The sequence below is a fragment of the Pontibacter sp. E15-1 genome (assembly GCF_022601975.1).
GTDB lineage: Bacteria > Bacteroidota > Bacteroidia > Cytophagales > Hymenobacteraceae > Pontibacter.
Window position 1 is genome coordinate 25,190 of the sequence record NZ_JAKVIR010000039.1, and the last position, 16,194, is coordinate 41,383.

Below are 16,194 nucleotides of genomic sequence, written 5' to 3' on the forward strand. Positions count from 1 at the left end.
GTTTTATAAATTAGACTTCTAAATTGCATTAAGCAGTTTTAGAAAAAGACTAGCAAACACAGTTGGCAAGGACGGAGCGAAGCCAGATTTCTAATCTAAATTGCTTATGCATGTGCAGTCGCACGTTCAGCCAGACTATAAATTTTTAGCCGATGTTAGACATTATCAATTTTGTAGCGCTTTCCGGAATATTTAATGTTTTGTTCTTTTGGTATGCCTCTACCAAAATGAGCTCAAAGCCGGATCCTGTCAAAACATTGGTCGTATCCTTTGTCTTTTCTATTCCGCTTAGTTTCCTGCTGATCGCCGTTTATACCACCATGCTTATCTATGCCGCTAAAACCGGCTCCAGCGAAGAAGCCATGTGGGAATATATGGAGCAGGAGGAAATGCAATAGCAATTCCCCATTTGTAATAAACACACCAATACATAAAACAGCGCGCCACCTTGCTAGCAAGGTGGCGCGCTGTTTTATGTATTGGTGTTTAAACTATGTTTGATTCTGGATGATGCGATTGAGTGGTATACGCTTCATCTAAAATAACGCTGCTGGTTAATGGCTGCCGGCACTGCTTCCGATATCCTGACCACCATCCTGCACATCGGCACTGCCTCTGCTACCACTTTTCTGTGAAGGGGCTCCTCCAACTCTTCCTTTTTTAATATCCTCTTCATCTACTTCCTCTTGTCTTACACCTGTTGGGTGTATGTTTGGCACACTGTTTCCAGTATTTAAGGTTTCACTGATATTCTCGTCTTTCAACTTGTCTTTTTTATTCTTATCGTTCTGGTCCATTTGTATTGATTTTTAAGTTTAAATTGTACTGTGCTTTATTATTGAAGCCCATGACTACGATTGCATGAGATGTAATTTTCATCGCCTATTAATTTACCAATTTAATAACCAGAATTAGCGTCTGTTTATACATGACTAGAAATGGACTTTATACCTCATTTCTAAAGCTTAATTTCTGATCTTTAATTTGGTGAAGCACCAGGAATCAGGCGCCATCCGTTAATACCACTCGTTTGAATGCTTCCGGCGATCACTGCCCTCCTCAGGCTGCCAACCATGCGCTGGGTGGCGCGTCTCATAATTGCCGTGGTAGCTGCGCCTGTGTCCACTTAATGGATCATATCGGCTATTCCAGTCCGGGTTATAGTTACTGCTGCCGTCATACCCATAGCTAAGCGAGCCGGCCATATTTCCGTAATTCTCTCCTCGGCCACTTCTGTACGTATCGGGCCGATAGTTGGCGTTAAAGTTCCCAACGCCATACGGGTCATTGTCTTCAATCCGGTCGTGAACACTCTCGTGCCCCTGGCTTACGTGATTGCGCTGGCTGCCGTAGCTCCTGTCCTGGAAATTCTCTCTGTCATTGCCACGCGCGGATTGCCGTGGCTCAGCTCGGTGGTCACGTGTAGGGTAGTTATAGTTTCGGTTATAGTCGTTGTTATAGTTACGATTATAGTCCTGGTTATAATCAGGGGATCGGCCTTGATTTCTGTTTCTGTCAGCGTGATCTTCTGAACGGTTCCAGTTGGACTGGTTACGGGGATCTCTGTCGGTTTCGAAGCGATAGGCTCCACGGTAACTGTCTGGGTTCTGACTAGGAGAATTGTCCCTTTGGCGGTTTCTCTTGTCTCTGTCCTCGGGGTATTGTGGGCTATTGTTCCAAGTGCTTCTTTCCATAGGTATTTATGTCGTTTGTCTGTCTTTATTAAACGCTGGAGTGGCGCTGGGGTTTTTATGAAGTATAGATGCTTGGAGGCTAACCCATTGTGCCCTTATACCCGTAAAAAGAAACAGTGCACTTTGACATTAAATCCCATACCCCTACCAAGCTATGAACACTACTGACAGGAACGAGAGAGAACCGCGCTGGCTACATGGGCATCACCATGGGCAGAACTCAGACAGAGGAAACTATTCCCCAGACAGCCACTTTTACCGGGGTTACGAGGACAGCCCCTATACCCAATACCGTGACGACAGCAGGTTTAACAGCAATGAGGACCGTCGCCAAATGTCCCCGTCAGGGCGATTCAGGCCGGGTGGGGCTAGGTACAGTGGCCCGGACTTTACACGTGGCAACGCCGGCGCTCCCGATAACCCTTATAACATGAGCTATCCTAAGCGCGACGGGTATAATTCGTCTCACCACTACGATGCGCGGGCAGATTACAGCCGTCGTGGCAATACGGATTTTGGCATGAACCTGTCCGGGGAGGAGAACAGAAGGTATGGCAGGGGAGAAGAGCGCTTTGGCCATGAAGTGAGGCGAAATAATCAGGATGACCGGTGGGGACGCGACTCACGAAGAGATTTTAAATCATACAGCCAAAACGAAGCGGGCTACACCAATTACGATGATGACTATACCCCCGGTTTTGCCGGTCGCAACTACTCAGAAGATGCCATGCAGTATGGCGAAACAAGACGTTTCTTGAGCCGTTGGGATGACCGCAATAGAAACACAGATGACTATGATGATTACATGCGTCACAGAGACAGGCGCTAATCCTGACTTCTCTGTCTTACACTCTTGACTTATATCCGCAAGGCATTCTTTTGAAGGGTCAACTCGACCAGATTACAGTAAGGGTATGTATGGATTTCGCCTCCCGAAGATGAGTATTATACATGCTTAAATTATCAGCATTAAACCTACGGCTGTCAGGCCGTCTATTCCTAATTAATCATGAAGAACGAACGAAGCACCAATTACGGCGAATACAACCGCAACTACAGAAATCAAATTGAAAACGATCCGCAACAACGACAGTTTCAGGCACAGGAGCATGCGCAACTGGGAGATACCCGCAATGAGCCGGGCGAGTATTACAGAATTCAGCAGAGCAGGGAGTTTGGCAGCAGCGGAGGCATGCAAGGCAATCGGGAAGACAGATACAATCAGATGTATGACACCGCTAACTACTCAGACCACCCACGATCCTCTGACTATGGCCTGCCTTACGGCGTGGAGAATGACCTGGACCAGGTTGGGCATTTCCCGTACAGTGAGGGCCCCTATACCCGGGAACCGCGGAGTTACCGCTATACCCAAGGGTATAATCCAAACTACGACAACCCGGAAGAGGGCGATCGTTACCGTGACTTCGATAGCCGGGGAAACCACGGATTCCGCCATGAGGGCAGCTACGGAAATCAGGATTCTTTCCGCGAGTTTGGGAACGACCGATTCGGGAAAAAAGGTTGGAGTAATAACCCGCACTAATCTGCTTCATCGGGCTGAGCATTTAACTGCTTAATCCACTGGCAAGATCAATAAACTAGCTTAAATTTTTAATAAGAAGAGGCCGTAGCACCACGCTGCGGCCTCTTCTTATATCCAGGTATGCCATCATCAAGCTTGCAGACGTTTTCGGCGGTCTTCCTGTAATTCTCCCGCATGCTCCGGCTCTACATGAGCGTGCTCTGATTTGAATACACGGGCGGCCCAGCGAGGAAACACAACAGCTCCAATAATCAGATACAGATAATGTGTCAGTATGCGGTACACGAACACCGCTATGGCTGTGAAACTTCCCAGGTAAGCGCCAAAGAACGCTGGAAAAGCCAATTCCGCAATACCGGCGGCTCCAGGAGTGACCGAAACAAATAAGACAATCTTATAGATCAGGTTGCGCGAAAATATGACCACATGATCGTGCAGGTTGAGAGTAGTAAATGCCGCGATAAGTAAGCCGATTATGATGTAGCGGGCCGTCCAGACAAACACCGTGGAGACTCCCGCACGAAACCAATAAGCTGCCGGTTTGCTGCGGAGGTGCTTTGAGGAGAGCAGCAACTCGTTGGCATGCCGAAGTATAGCCTGTCGCCATTTGCCGAAAAGCCGTATGCGGCATGTATAAAGTAGCCCGCGTTTAACGGCGTGCGGGTTAATAAAGAGGGCATAAAACATCGTAAAGGCAGACAGCGCCACGAGCACATAGCTGACAATAAAAGCAACTGCCAGCGTCTCGCGCAAAGCACCAGGTATACCTACCAACTCGGGGAGCAGGATGCCTTTTGTAAAGTAAAGGACCAAAGGCACAGCCAGCACAAAATACAGGTTATCCAGCATAGAGATAACCATGACCTTGCCGATTGATCGGCCTAATGGGATTTTCTCCTTGAAGAGGATATAGGCCAACACACTCGTTCCGCCCACCACCGTGGGGAGGGCGCATGCGGCAAACTCCCAAAGCATGATGACACTGAAGCTCTGTTTCCAGGAAAGCACCTGGTCGGTTATGTAGCGAATGCGATACATATTGCCCAGGTCCCGGACTATGAGGACAGCAACGGCCATACCTACCCAGTAAAAATTTGCTTGAAGAATTATGCCAAACTGACCTGGCTCATACCCGGCGTACAGCAGGTACGCGATCACGCTTAAACCCAGAACCGTAGGCAAAGCAAGATAGCGGACGGTAAACTTTTTACGAAGTTTCTTTTCTGATACAGTCATGAGGCCAGGGTAACGCGTAATGATCCAGCTTTGGTGAGGATAGGAAAGGGCTTAACGCAATTTGTATGAAGTCCCAGAAGACAACCACACATCACCCCAAAGCATACTGCAGCAGGATGTTATATAACTAATTTTAGGTTGGAGAATGGATGACATAAACGTGCTTGACCTAATTTTTCTGAAAGATAAAGACTTAATGTTTCCCTGAAACACTAGCTTTCAAAAATAGACTGTTTATTTAGTGAAAGGTATTATTCGGAGGGGTAGCGTAATTAAGGTGGACCTTTTAAATGGTTTTAAATGCTTAACTATTGTATTAATTTAAGTTAAAATTCTATTTATTTCATTTAAAACAAATGAATGTATAACTATATGGAAGCTTCCTCTATTTAGGAGAATGTGTTTAGATTATGGTTATATAATATTTTTGGTGTTGATGGTAGGTGGCGTTATAATTGAAACACAAGTATAGGTATGACCAAAAGTGAGAAGGATAGCGAACTATATTGCACAGAAAAGGCCAGCAAATTGCTGGCCTTTTCTGTGCAATATATAGAAATGCAAAGTCTGTTAATCTTGCATTAGTATGGCATCCCTTTTAAAGTAGCTTCTCCAACCTGTTCTTCAGACCTGAAGTTGCTTCCAGTAGCGGCAGCCTTACGTTGGCGGAGCAAATACCGAATCGCTCTAATAGCGCTTTTACTCCTACCGGATTGCTTTCCTCATAGAGTAGGGGGTTTATGTCGATAAAGCTGTGCAGCAGACTTGCCGCCTGTTTAAAGTTGCCCGCCAGAGCCAACTGCACCATCTCAGAGAATTTCTCAGGAAAAGCGTTCGCCAGCACAGAGATAGCCCCTTCAGCCCCGAAAGAGATCATGGGAACTGTCAGCAAATCATCACCGCTAATCAGTATAAATTGCTCTGGCTTATGCTTGGCAATGCTCATGCACTGCTCCATGTTACCGGATGCCTCTTTTATACCAATAATGTTGTCGTGCAGGGCCAACTTTAAAGTGGTATCGGCTGTGATGTTGCTGCTCGTGCGCCCAGGAACGTTATAGAGTATCACCGGGACTGGGGAGGCGTCGGCGATGTGCAGGAAATGCTGGTAAATACCCAGTTGAGAAGGTTTGTTATAGGCCGGGCTGACAGAGAGGATGGCATCGATTCCCTCAAAGTCTGTGCTTGCTATCGTGTCCAGCAGTTGCTGCGTGTTGTTGCCGCCCAAGCCATATACCAGCGGCACACGCCCCTGCACGTGCTTTTTGATAAAACTCAGGATTTCCGCTTTCTCTGCTTCCGTTGTGGTGGCCGATTCGGCGGTGGTGCCATTGACTACCAGGTAATTCACGTTTCCATCCAACGTAAAGTCAAGCAACTTTTGCAGGCCTGTATAGTCTACCGTCAGTTCTTTGGTGAACGGCGTAACAAGGGCTACACCTGTACCTGTAAATTTCTCTCTTCCCATTTCTTTAGTTTACGGAGCGCGAATTTCGAATTAAGAATTCTTTTCTGCAAATGCTTTTTATACCCCTGCATCAGATTGACGATGCTGGTTTACTGTGAAATTGCTATCGGCTACCGCTTTAATTTAAGAATACGCTAAAAGTAAGGGCTAATGTTTACCTGCGCAAGCTTACTGTATATTGTTTTCCTCCACCCACTTTAAAAAATTCTCCTTGTATACTTCCCCAATCGGTATCTCTTTGGGGCCAATGCGGATGCGGCTTTTCTCGATGCTCTCAATCTTTTGCAGCGACACAATGTAGGAGCGGTGCACGCGCAGAAACTTAGCTTCTGGCAGCTTCTCCATCATCTTGTTCATCGAGAGCAGGGTGATGATTTTCTGATCCTTGGTCTGGATGATGATATAATCCTTCAGGCCCTCGATCCAGAGGATGTCCTTGAAATCAACGCGCACCGATTTATAGTCTGCCTTCACAAACATGAAGTCCTGCTCGTGCGGCGCGCTTGGGGCCGGGGCGTCGGGTGTCTTCTCATGGCGTTGCAGCCTTTCCTGGGCTTTGGTCACGGCTTTCAGAAACCTGTCGAAGGGGATGGGTTTGAGCAGGTAATCGACTGCATCCTGGTTAAATCCCTCCAGGGCATAATCCGGGTAAGCGGTCGTGAAAATGATGAGCGGCTGGTGCTTAAGGATGTTCAGAAACTGGATCCCTGTCAGCTCGGGCATCTCGATGTCCAGAAACATCAGGTCGATCTGCTCGTCCTGCAGCGCCTGCATGGCCTCGGTGGCACTCGAGCAGGTGCGCACCAATTTCAGAAAGGGCAACTTGGCAATATAGCTTTCAAGGATATCGAGGGCGAGTGGCTCGTCGTCCACAGCGATGCAACGTATTTTCATGTTTTATTTGGCGTTAGGTCTGAAGTATAATTTCAAGGTCGCATAAAAAGCCCCATCCTTCTCCTCGAAGGCCAGCAAGTGCTGGTTGGGGTATAGCAGGTTCAGGCGCCGGCGCAGGTTTGTGAGGCCAATCCCTCCGAACTCCCGCTTTTTGTGCGAGCTGGTGTTGTTCACAGTGCTGAAAAGCAGGGCGTCTTCCTGTACGGTCAGGTTTATCTGTATGCCTATTTCGTTTTTGCTTACCAGCCCATGCTTAAACGCGTTCTCGACCAAAGTCATGAGCAGCATGGGGGCAATCTGGCGGTTCGCGAGTTCACCCTGCACCTCGAACCTGATACCGGTGTGCTCACGCAGGCGAAGCTTTTGCAGCGCGATAAAATTGTTGATATGCTCCACCTCTTTCTCCAGGCTCACCATCGTGTCGTTGCTCTCATACAGCATGTAGCGCATCAGCAACGAGAGCTTCATGATGGCGTCGGGGGTTTCAGGGTGCTGTTTGTAGGCCAGGGAGTATATGTTATTTAACGTGTTGAACAGAAAATGGGGGTTCACCTGCGATTTGAGGTATGCCAGTTCAGTAATCAGTTTCTGCGTCTCCAGCTCTTTGTTGCGCCGCTCGTTGCGGATATAATTGCCCGTCACTTTCAGGGCGGAGCTGATAAACGTGGTTACCAAACCGCCCAGCATGTACTGCAGCAGCCGCTCCGTGCTGTACAGGGTGTCCATACCGGGGTTATACTCCCGAAATATGTAATAGTCGAATGGTGCCTGCAGCACGGCCACCGAAAGGAGCATCGTGACGACCGCAAAAACATAGAGCAGTATCTGGTTGCGCGCAAGATACCTCGGGATGAGCACATACCAGTTGAAATAAAAGATCAGCAGGTGAAACAGCAGCCCGACGGTAATGTCCAGCCCTTTGTGCAAGGTGAGGGAGCGGTTGGCATACACAAAGTAAAAAATCCAGGCCCCAAAAATCAGCCAGCCAGCAACATGCAGCGCCAGTTTATAGCGTCTTTTCATGGTTACCTCCCGAAGCGTTATGTTCATTTTTTGTTGCTGTTGGCCATGGTATGGGCCTGCAAGTACCCGGACTGCCTAGGTACCTAAAGGCAGTCACAAACGCAAGTTTCTACCGCATTAAATTCAGATACTGGGTATGCGCAGCATAGAGTTGGCCCCGACGGTATCCCATCAGGGCCATATTTTGCTGGCTTTTAGGCGCGGATCATCTCCAGAAACTCGTCCTCTGACAGGATACGGACGCCCAGCTTATTTGCTTTCTCCAACTTGGCAGGCCCCATTTTGTCGCCAGCCACCAGAAAAGACAGCTTGGCTGAAATGGAGGAGACGACCTTGCCGCCGTGGCTGATGATCAACTGCTGCAGCTCGTCGCGACTCATGCTCTGGAAAACGCCGGAGATCACAAACGTGCTTCCCGCCAGCTTCTCGCTTTCCATGGCGGGCGCAGTGTTTTCAGACCTGAACTTTAGCCCAGCCGCCTTCAGGCGCTCCAAAACCTGCACATGCTCTGGGTTTTGGAAATAATCCAGGATAGACATGGCAATGCGTCCGCCGATCTCATGTATGGCTAGCAGCTCCTCGTGCGTAGCTCCCCGAAGCGCCTCCAGATCAGGGAGCTGCTCGGTCAGTTTCTTGGCTACCGTGCTCCCCACAAGGCGGATGCCCAGGCCAAAAAGGACCCGGTCGTACGGTGCCTCTTTCGATTTTTCAAGGCTGTTCAGGATGTTGGTGGCTGATTTTTCGCCCATGCGCTCCAGAGACGCGAGCTGTTCAAAAGTGAGGTCGTATAGGTCGGCGGCGTTGCGCACGAGGCCTTGCTTATACAGCTGTTCAATAGTTTCGGGGCCAAGGCCATCGATGTTTAGGGCTTTGCGGGAGATAAAATGCTCCAGTTTTGCTTTGATCTGCGGGGGGCAGCCTTCGTCGTTGGGGCAGTAGAAGTGCGCCTCCCCATCAGCCCGAATCAAAGGAGTGCCGCAGGCGGGGCATGCCGTAGGGTATAAAATTGGCTGGCTGTCAGCGGGGCGCTTGGAGAAGTCAACCCCGGTTATTTTAGGAATGATCTCACCGCCCTTCTCAACAAAAACAGTGTCACCCAGCCGCAGGTCGAGGCGCTCTATCTCATTTGCGTTGTGCACCGAGGCCCGCTTCACGACGGTGCCTGCCAGTAGCACGGGCGCTAAAAGGGCGACGGGTGTAACGGCTCCGGTGCGCCCCACCTGATACTTAATGCCAAGCAGTTGTGTCGCGGCGCTCATGGAAGCGTATTTATAGGCAATGGCCCAGCGCGGACTTTTTGCCGTGGCCCCGAGTTCTTCCTGCAGCGCGAAGCTGTTCACCTTTACAACCACCCCGTCGGTAGCGATCGGAAGCTCAAAGCGCTTCGACTCCCACTCGTTGATGTAGGCCAGCACAGCCTCAATGCTCTGGCACTTGCGCCAGGTATCTGAAACCTTAAACCCCCAGGCCTGCACTGCCTGCAAACTCTCCGCGTGCGTGTCAAAGGGATTTGGGGAGGCGTGGAATGAGTAGGAGAAGCAGCCCAGCTTGCGGCTGGCCACGATGGCGGAGTCCTGCTGCTTCAGGGTGCCGGATGCCGCATTGCGCGGGTTGGCCAGCAACTGCTCGCCCGCCTCCTCGCGCTCCGCGTTCAGTTGCTCAAACACCTGCAAGGGGAGGAACACCTCACCCCGTACCTCAAACAAATCAGGGAAGCCTTCGCCGTGCACCTGCAGCGGTACATCGTGTATGGTGCGCACATTCGCCGTGATCTCATCGCCCCGGCTGCCGTCGCCCCGTGTGGCGCCCTGCACAAACTCCCCGTTCTCATACGTCAGGCTGATGGCCACCCCATCAAACTTCTGCTCACAGACATACTCCACTTCTTCGCCGATTGCCTTGCGTACCCTTGCGTCAAACTCGCGCAGCTCTTCCTCCGAGTACGTGTTGCTCAGCGAGAGCATCGGCCACTTGTGGTGCACAGTTTTAAAACTCTTCGTGATGGTGCCGCCCACGCGCTGGGTGGGGGAATTAGGCTGACGTAACTCGGGGAACTGCTCTTCAATTTCCTGCAGTTGCTTCAACAGGCCGTCGAACTCTATGTCAGAAACCTCTGAAACACTGTTCTGGTAGTATTGGTAATTCAAGTGATTTATACGCGCTGTCAGCTCGGCTATCTGCTGGGCTGGCTCTTTCACTGCTGCCATGTGTCGTAGTTTTGTTCTCCCGTAAAAATAGGAAACAGGAAGCAGAAGTCAGAGCCGGAAACGCGGGTTCTTGTCCATCATCCAAAAAGACAGCCAGCTTAGGGAGTAATCGTTCCAAACTTAAGAAATCAAAGGGGTACACCTATGGAGATTCACGATGAAGGAGCATGTTCTACTAGCATACAGTAAACCAGACTTATGCCGATATCCAGACGCAAAAGCCATAGTATGCTTGCGCAGGATATGCAACCGTCAGCGGTCTGAGGCTACTGCAGCCATACCTAAAAACAGCAGAAATTTATTTATATAGCGCAGTGAAATAGGGTATGGGATACCAAAAACAATATGTATGTTGCAGGTATAAACTTAGTTACTGGTCATGTTATACCAATAGGCCTTTTCGATGCTGAAAAGTACCCTTCCCGTCAGGATTGGGAGGTATTTGACAGGCATCGATGCCTGGAAATTACCCAGCATCAGGTCGAAGTTAGTGGAGAAGTAAATGGTGGTGTTCTCCTTCAAATAAGCGACCGGAATTCTTGTGTCGTTGTTCACCCCCTGCAAGTTGATAGAGGTCTTACGGTTGATAGTGGACGGATTGAAGCGGCCTTGCGAGGACTGTTGCTCCGGTTCCGCGATCAGGATGAGCAGTTCAGGGTATTTCGCTCCGTATAGCACCTCGTAGGCCATGTCCGGAGGGATCGAGTCGTTTGTCGGAATCAGGCTCGCCACGGGCACCACGCATTCAAGGCGGTGCGTCTCTTTGTTGTGGCGCACCAGCATTTGATTTGAGACAAACTGGTATCGCTGCCCGATGCCCTCGAGGTCAATCCGTATGGTATTATTACCAGTATAGGCAGAGCGGTCATTCTGCGCCAACGCTTCCTTCTGGAAGAGCAGGCAAAGCGGGAGAAGGGCCAAAAAGAGTAGTATATTTTTTTTCATGGGAGTCTGGGATAAGGTGGAGGCCCTTTTATTAACGCAGTTTCTTTAGGAAGGATGTTGGCCATCGCAGTGCAAGCCTCGCGCCGCTGGTACTCATATTTTACATACAACATTAGGAGGATTAAACTGTTACGATACAGGGACGAAACACTATGAAAATTTTTAGGAAAATGCAGAACATAATATCCCTGCGCAGGTATAAATGAATAGGTGCATAGAACCACCGTACAGACTGTGAGACATTGTGTTACGCGGTTTGCCCAGCGGTGCAAATAGGCTGATAATGGATTCAGATAAGAAGAAACAAATTAACGCAACGCAACGCTCTGCCTTCCGCAGGATTGAGAAGATGCACCCTATCCGAATGCTGCTCTACCTGAGCATGATTGGCATAGGGGTATTGTTCTTTATTCTGACAGTCGCTTTTGCCCGGACGGGCGGCTTCCCGGGTGACAATTTTGAATTACCCAAATTCTTCAGTGTGAGCTCCATTCTGCTGCTCTTCAGCAGCTATACCATGACGAAGGTGCCACGCATGTATAAAAAGGAAAAGCTGAAGAAGATGGTGCGTTACCTGGCGCTGACTTTGTGTCTTGGCGTTTTCTTTATCGGGGCGCAGCTCATCGGCTGGAACGAAATGTCTAAGACAGGTATTTACTTTTCCGGGAAAGCGTCGGGCACTTATTTATACCTCATTTCGGCGCTGCACATTCTGCATTTGCTAGGGGGTATAATCTTCCTGTCCTTCATGCTGTTCAAAACCATTTATGTATCCTCGGATGGCGTGCGCAGCCTCATTTTTATCCGGGACCCTTTCCGGCACCTACAGTTGTCTATGCTCAACAGCTACTGGCACTTCATGGATTTCCTGTGGCTGGGCTTATATCTTGTATTTCTCTTCATTACCTAACTTCATACCGGAATTAGCTTTTACGTAGGGTTTTCGGGCCAAAAGGCAGAAGGCGATTAACACAATCTAAATATTTTTATCCAATAAAATTTTTCCGCTTGTTCTCAGTTTGCCTGTAAAAGAAAATGTCATCAAACTTTAGTCTCAACTAAGTATACCAGATGAGGGGAGTATAAGCTTTATCATTCCTTAACTTCCCAAAACAGCAGCGCCCCCTGTTCTTTTTAAGGACAGGGGGCGCTGCTGTTTTGGGGGATTCTCTTTACCTGACAATGGTGACCGAACCTCTAAACTTGCTGCTCTGGTAGTCTATCACGTAGAAGTAAACGCCGTCGTTCACGTCTTTTCCATCCCATTTAAAATTGCTGCTAGTATTGGCATATACTTCCTTGCCCCAGCGATTGTACACACGAATGCTTTTGAAAACAGCGGTACAAAACTCTGAAGGTAAATTGGGCACCTCAAAAAAGTCGTTTTTGCCGTCGCCGTTTGGCGTGAAAATATTCGCAGGGATATGATCATCGATTTTAGGGACTTCTATCCGGAATTCCATGGTCAGTTGCTGCGGAAGGGGAGTACAGGCATCTTCGGCGAGGTTGAAGTTGACCCGTACCAAGCCTTGTTCAGCGGCCTTGCAGAGCGCCTGCATCCTGAAGACACCTTTTACATCACCTTTGCCCGGAGTGCTCTCGAAGCTCATGCCATAGTCGGCAAGCGTGAAGCCGTCGCCGGAAGCGGAGAGCAGCAGATTGTCCAGATCGAGGTCGGTGCCAGAGAGTTGCGCCTCAAACTCATCGTTCAGCTTCAGGTCAAACACCAACACGGATTTGTCTGAGGTTAACTGCGGGGCATTGTTTGGATCCTTTATCCGGAACTCCATCACCAGCTCCTTATTCTGGTTAGGCGCACAGGCTTGCTCCTGCAGGGTATACTTCACCCGAACGCTCCCTCTCCTGACAGCTTCGCAGGTCGGTGTCCAGGTCAGGACGCCTGTTGCCTGACCTAAACCGCCTGTGCTTGTGAAACTTATACCCAGGTCATCCAAAGTAAAGCCCTCGCCAGCCGCCGTCAGGGTGAGTTGGTCCAGATCCAGGTCAGTCCCCAGCAGGTTGGCCGTAAAAGTTTGCCCTGTCTCTAACTCAATCAACTGATCTGGCTGGTCTGAGGTGAGCGTTGGCGCATTGTTGTTGCTCTCCGTCTGCACCTCAATCGCAATCGTGCGGTTAACTGGTTTGTCGCAGACGATGGATTCCACATTGAAGTTAACCGTATAGGAGTCTCTTTGTAAAGTCGTGCAGTTGATGTTCCAGGTGAAAGGCGAACTTACCCGACCGGTGGCACTGCCTCCCGTAAAGCTGATGTCCTGCTCGGAGAGGGTAAACCCTTCTCCCTCGGCAGTAAGCGATACGATATCTTCATCGGGGTCAAGGCCTAGGACATCAAAAGTAATCTGATCTCCGTCTTTGACTTTAAAGACACGCGTATTAGTCGACAGGGAGATTGAAGGAGGTATGTCTGGGGTCGGTTCTATCTGAAAGCGGACCCGGACAGTGTCCTGCCGGGGCAGGCTGCAGCCGTCATCGCTCACGATCAGGTCTAGTTCGTAGATTTTCCCGCCCGTGTCAAAGCATTGGTCAAAGCAAAGCGTGGCTTTCAGCGAGTCCAGGGCTGGCCCCTGGTTAATCATGCCGCTGGTCGTGCCCTGAAAAGTATATTCCTGACTGGAAAAGTTTACGGGCTTTGCGCGCAAAGAAACAAACTCGCTAAGGTCAGGGTCTGTGATAAACAAGTTAATGCAGCGGTTGTCTGTGGGGCTGATGCGCAGCACAGTGCCCTCCTGGTAAAACTCTTTTTTGCCTTGTTCTTGGGCTACTACTTTGGGGCTTTGGTTACGGGGACATTCGAGCACGAGCACCTGGAAATCGCGTCGGACCTCGCCGATCTTCTTCCCATTCCTGAATTCCTGGGCGCGGATACCAAACACGAACAAGCCCTTGCTAAACGGTCGCATGGTCAGGAGGCCCGTGTTTGGCTCGATGCTAATGGGCGGGCTGCCCTGTACCTGCGTGTTGGTGCCATACCCAGGCAGCCACCTCACCAGCGGGTAGGGCGCCGGCTTGGGCGGGATGGTATAAATGGGCATGTCGCGGTTGGTATAGCCGTTGAGGGGCGTCACCATATCATACACAATGGAATCTCCGTCAGGGTCAACTCCGTTAAAATCAAAGTAAAAAAGTTCGCCAACACAGGCATAGTCGCTCAGGGGCGGGAAAAGTTTCGGTGAGGAATTCACGAAGGGAGACCTGTCGAGCATCACGGGCGGAAACTCCATGTAGAAGGTTTGGGCCGCGTCTTCAGGCGCTACAATGTTGCTGATGGTGTTGTTGCGGCAGCAGCGCTCCCAGGTTACATAGTAGCCGCTGGGGTTATTGAAGATAGCCGGGTCCAGAAAGATGGACTGGTAGTAAACGATCTTGCGTGTGACTAACTCACCAACCGTACAGTCGATGTTAGTATACGGCACCAGCGACTGCTCCTGTATAAACATGTCCAGGGCAGCTATTCGCTGGTTAGTCGCCTTAGAAAAGATATTGACGGTGATAAACTGATCCAATGCGGCAGGACTGCCGTTGATCACATCAAAATACAGGTTCAGTTTCAGGCGGTAATTGTAATCCTGCAAATGCTCCAGTTCAAACTCTCCGCCTACAATATGGGTGGCGCTAACTCTGAGCGAACAGAGGACAATCAGTAATATGAGCAGTAACCGTTTTGGCATACAGAGACCCTTAAATTGCCATTCGTTGTTTAGGTCTAAATGTATCTAAAATAAATGTCATTTGAAAGAGAATTGCACTACATGCGCCATGTATAAACAAGCCCGCCTGCAGCCAGGCCTTAAGGCCGGGGTGTCTCGTCTGGTTGCAGCACCTTTTCGAGCAACTCCTCAAAGGGAAGAGCCGGGGAGAAATAGGAGTCGTGGTAGGCGTTAGCCGCAAAACGTATGTAGCCGGGGTGCTTGTTTACTTTTATATAGTCGAGCAGCACGTTCCCATACAACTGGTTACACAGGCTCGTTCCAGGCAGATCGGAGGCGGGGGGCGTAAGCAGGTGTTTCTCGATCTGCTCGGTATACCGCTCATGCCTGATTTCAAGCTTGTCGCAGTTGTGCAGGGTATAGCCCTGCTCTAGCACTCTGTCTCGCAGGAGGTCAAAAAAGTAACAGAAGTTTGTGGCCCCGATACTGGGGTCGTAAAAGAAAACTACTCCCCGCACATGCGTGTCGCGCACAATTTCCACCCGCAGCGGAGCCGGAAAGTTGGCTTTCAGGAAATGGTATGACTTGTAAAACACGCCGGTCCAGTTGAGGTATACCTGCGCGTTTAGCCATTCTTTGTAAGCGGCCTTATACTTGCCGGTCCGCTCCAGTTTGGTGCAGGTGGCTTTGCCGCTTTCATGGCCCAACAATCGCTTAAAAAATTCGTTAAATGGCATTTTTAAATTTACCCCATAAACATGCTACCCACTAAATAGTTTATTGCTTAGTTCCGCGAACTGAATTCCAGTACATGGGTTTGGGAACGGCGAAAACCTCTAAACTGCTTAAAATCATTTGAATCATACCAATTACTGCTATATTTGATAACATGCTAACCCACGGCCAACTCACCCAAAGCTGGCCGAATCAAAAACCAAAACTATGGAATTATTTACTCAGGACCTCGAAACAAAAAAAAGGCTTTTACAGGAATGTAACCGCCTGTTGAACGCGCAGATTAAGGCTGCTAAAGATGCCATGGACGAGGCGCAGGAAAGCGCCAACGAGCACCAAGGAGCCATGGAGGACAAGTTTGAGTCGTTCCGGGAAAACTGCCAGATACAGCGCGACATGTACGCCCGCCAGTTGGATGAGCTTATCCGGACCATGAGCGTACTGCGGAACATCAACGCCACGAAAGCGAACAAAGAGATTTCTTTGGGGGCCGTAGTGCATACCGAGCTTCAGAACTATTTTATCAGTGTCAGCCTGGGAGAGATCAAGCTGGATGAGGAATCGTTTTATGCCATCTCAGGAATGTCGCCGCTTTACAAGGCCATGGCCGGAAAGACCGCCGGAGAATCTTTCTCATTCCGCGATAAGACGTACAAAGTGCTGCAAGTATTTTAGTATAGCCTCATTTGATCAGTTTTATAGAGGCTGTAAAATGAACTGTGTCAAAGGATTAGGAGTACTACCTTTAACACAGCAGACATGGAAGAGAAAAACCAAC

Annotated in this window: 15 protein-coding genes; 5 read left to right on the forward strand and 10 right to left on the reverse strand. The window is 49.5% G+C overall.

All coding sequences use genetic code 11. The features are described 5' to 3' along the window. Positions 1–152 precede the first annotated feature (152 nt). Entirely contained in the window at positions 153–398 is a 246-nt protein-coding gene (locus MKJ04_RS21180) for a hypothetical protein (protein WP_241643955.1), read from the forward strand. Between the two features lie 156 nt (positions 399–554). Here the strand turns inward: MKJ04_RS21180 and MKJ04_RS21185 are convergent, their stop codons facing one another. Both MKJ04_RS21185 and MKJ04_RS21190 read right to left on the reverse strand, forming a co-directional pair. Further along, positions 555–797 (reverse strand): hypothetical protein, encoded by a 243-nt coding sequence (locus MKJ04_RS21185; RefSeq protein WP_241643957.1) that lies wholly within the window; start codon positions 795–797, stop codon positions 555–557. A gap of 219 nt (positions 798–1,016) precedes the next feature. Next, complete coding sequence (locus tag MKJ04_RS21190; protein WP_241643959.1) at positions 1,017–1,694, reverse strand: hypothetical protein; 678 nt, start codon at positions 1,692–1,694, stop codon at positions 1,017–1,019. Positions 1,695–1,848: 154 nt separating this feature from the next. Here MKJ04_RS21190 and MKJ04_RS21195 point away from each other — a divergent pair, with 154 nt between their 5' ends. Both MKJ04_RS21195 and MKJ04_RS21200 read left to right on the forward strand, forming a co-directional pair. After that, positions 1,849–2,523: a hypothetical protein gene (locus tag MKJ04_RS21195; RefSeq protein WP_241643960.1), complete on the forward strand. Its 675-nt coding sequence runs from the start codon at positions 1,849–1,851 to the stop codon at positions 2,521–2,523. Positions 2,524–2,703: 180 nt separating this feature from the next. Continuing rightward, on the forward strand, positions 2,704–3,240 hold the full coding sequence (locus MKJ04_RS21200) for a hypothetical protein (RefSeq protein WP_241643961.1): 537 nt from the start codon (positions 2,704–2,706) through the stop codon (positions 3,238–3,240). 129 nt (positions 3,241–3,369) lie between these two features. On the opposite strand, the gene MKJ04_RS21205 is transcribed toward MKJ04_RS21200, so the two are convergent. The 6 genes from MKJ04_RS21205 to MKJ04_RS21230 all read right to left on the reverse strand — a co-directional run bounded on the left by MKJ04_RS21205 (position 3,370) and on the right by MKJ04_RS21230 (position 11,013). Continuing rightward, the gene (locus MKJ04_RS21205; protein ID WP_241643962.1) at positions 3,370–4,476 is read right to left on the reverse strand and encodes a YbhN family protein; all 1,107 of its coding nucleotides are present in this window, start codon (positions 4,474–4,476) and stop codon (positions 3,370–3,372) included. Between the two features lie 598 nt (positions 4,477–5,074). Then, on the reverse strand, positions 5,075–5,944 hold the full coding sequence (gene dapA, locus MKJ04_RS21210; protein WP_241643963.1) for a 4-hydroxy-tetrahydrodipicolinate synthase: 870 nt from the start codon (positions 5,942–5,944) through the stop codon (positions 5,075–5,077). Positions 5,945–6,112: 168 nt separating this feature from the next. Beyond that, positions 6,113–6,838, reverse strand: coding sequence for a LytR/AlgR family response regulator transcription factor (locus MKJ04_RS21215; protein WP_241643964.1), 726 nt, complete (start codon positions 6,836–6,838; stop codon positions 6,113–6,115). Positions 6,839–6,841: 3 nt separating this feature from the next. Further along, the gene (locus tag MKJ04_RS21220) at positions 6,842–7,888 is read right to left on the reverse strand and encodes a sensor histidine kinase (RefSeq protein WP_241643965.1); all 1,047 of its coding nucleotides are present in this window, start codon (positions 7,886–7,888) and stop codon (positions 6,842–6,844) included. A gap of 167 nt (positions 7,889–8,055) precedes the next feature. Further along, positions 8,056–10,068: an NAD-dependent DNA ligase LigA gene (gene ligA, locus MKJ04_RS21225; protein WP_241643966.1), complete on the reverse strand. Its 2,013-nt coding sequence runs from the start codon at positions 10,066–10,068 to the stop codon at positions 8,056–8,058. A gap of 366 nt (positions 10,069–10,434) precedes the next feature. Further along, positions 10,435–11,013 (reverse strand): hypothetical protein, encoded by a 579-nt coding sequence (locus MKJ04_RS21230; RefSeq protein ID WP_241643967.1) that lies wholly within the window; start codon positions 11,011–11,013, stop codon positions 10,435–10,437. Between the two features lie 283 nt (positions 11,014–11,296). Between MKJ04_RS21230 and MKJ04_RS21235 the strand changes: the two genes are divergently transcribed. Beyond that, positions 11,297–11,923, forward strand: a complete 627-nt coding sequence (locus MKJ04_RS21235; RefSeq protein WP_241643969.1) for a heme-copper oxidase subunit III — start codon at positions 11,297–11,299, stop codon at positions 11,921–11,923. Between the two features lie 262 nt (positions 11,924–12,185). Here MKJ04_RS21235 and MKJ04_RS21240 read toward each other — a convergent pair whose 3' ends face one another. After that, positions 12,186–14,702 carry a gliding motility-associated C-terminal domain-containing protein gene (locus MKJ04_RS21240; protein ID WP_241643971.1) on the reverse strand — a complete coding sequence of 839 codons (2,517 nt, stop codon included), beginning with the start codon at positions 14,700–14,702 and terminating at the stop codon, positions 12,186–12,188. 119 nt (positions 14,703–14,821) lie between these two features. Next, the gene (locus MKJ04_RS21245; RefSeq protein WP_241643973.1) at positions 14,822–15,418 is read right to left on the reverse strand and encodes a hypothetical protein; all 597 of its coding nucleotides are present in this window, start codon (positions 15,416–15,418) and stop codon (positions 14,822–14,824) included. A gap of 205 nt (positions 15,419–15,623) precedes the next feature. On the opposite strand from MKJ04_RS21245, the gene MKJ04_RS21250 reads away from it, so the two are divergent. After that, on the forward strand, positions 15,624–16,091 hold the full coding sequence (locus MKJ04_RS21250) for a hypothetical protein (RefSeq protein WP_241643974.1): 468 nt from the start codon (positions 15,624–15,626) through the stop codon (positions 16,089–16,091). Positions 16,092–16,194: the final 103 nt, after the last annotated feature.

Excerpts from the sequence above, each read along its gene's own strand:
- MKJ04_RS21180 (WP_241643955.1), top strand. The coding sequence starts at position 153 with ATGTTAGACATTATCAATTTTGTAGCGCTTTCCGGAATATTTAATGTT.
- MKJ04_RS21185 (WP_241643957.1), bottom strand. The coding sequence starts at position 797 with ATGGACCAGAACGATAAGAATAAAAAAGACAAGTTGAAAGACGAGAAT.
- MKJ04_RS21190 (WP_241643959.1), bottom strand. The coding sequence starts at position 1,694 with ATGGAAAGAAGCACTTGGAACAATAGCCCACAATACCCCGAGGACAGA.
- MKJ04_RS21195 (WP_241643960.1), top strand. The coding sequence starts at position 1,849 with ATGAACACTACTGACAGGAACGAGAGAGAACCGCGCTGGCTACATGGG.
- MKJ04_RS21200 (WP_241643961.1), top strand. The coding sequence starts at position 2,704 with ATGAAGAACGAACGAAGCACCAATTACGGCGAATACAACCGCAACTAC.
- MKJ04_RS21205 (WP_241643962.1), bottom strand. The coding sequence starts at position 4,476 with ATGACTGTATCAGAAAAGAAACTTCGTAAAAAGTTTACCGTCCGCTAT.
- dapA (WP_241643963.1), bottom strand. The coding sequence starts at position 5,944 with ATGGGAAGAGAGAAATTTACAGGTACAGGTGTAGCCCTTGTTACGCCG.
- MKJ04_RS21215 (WP_241643964.1), bottom strand. The coding sequence starts at position 6,838 with ATGAAAATACGTTGCATCGCTGTGGACGACGAGCCACTCGCCCTCGAT.
- MKJ04_RS21220 (WP_241643965.1), bottom strand. The coding sequence starts at position 7,888 with ATGAACATAACGCTTCGGGAGGTAACCATGAAAAGACGCTATAAACTG.
- ligA (WP_241643966.1), bottom strand. The coding sequence starts at position 10,068 with ATGGCAGCAGTGAAAGAGCCAGCCCAGCAGATAGCCGAGCTGACAGCG.
- MKJ04_RS21230 (WP_241643967.1), bottom strand. The coding sequence starts at position 11,013 with ATGAAAAAAAATATACTACTCTTTTTGGCCCTTCTCCCGCTTTGCCTG.
- MKJ04_RS21235 (WP_241643969.1), top strand. The coding sequence starts at position 11,297 with ATGGATTCAGATAAGAAGAAACAAATTAACGCAACGCAACGCTCTGCC.
- MKJ04_RS21240 (WP_241643971.1), bottom strand. The coding sequence starts at position 14,702 with ATGCCAAAACGGTTACTGCTCATATTACTGATTGTCCTCTGTTCGCTC.
- MKJ04_RS21245 (WP_241643973.1), bottom strand. The coding sequence starts at position 15,418 with ATGCCATTTAACGAATTTTTTAAGCGATTGTTGGGCCATGAAAGCGGC.
- MKJ04_RS21250 (WP_241643974.1), top strand. The coding sequence starts at position 15,624 with ATGGAATTATTTACTCAGGACCTCGAAACAAAAAAAAGGCTTTTACAG.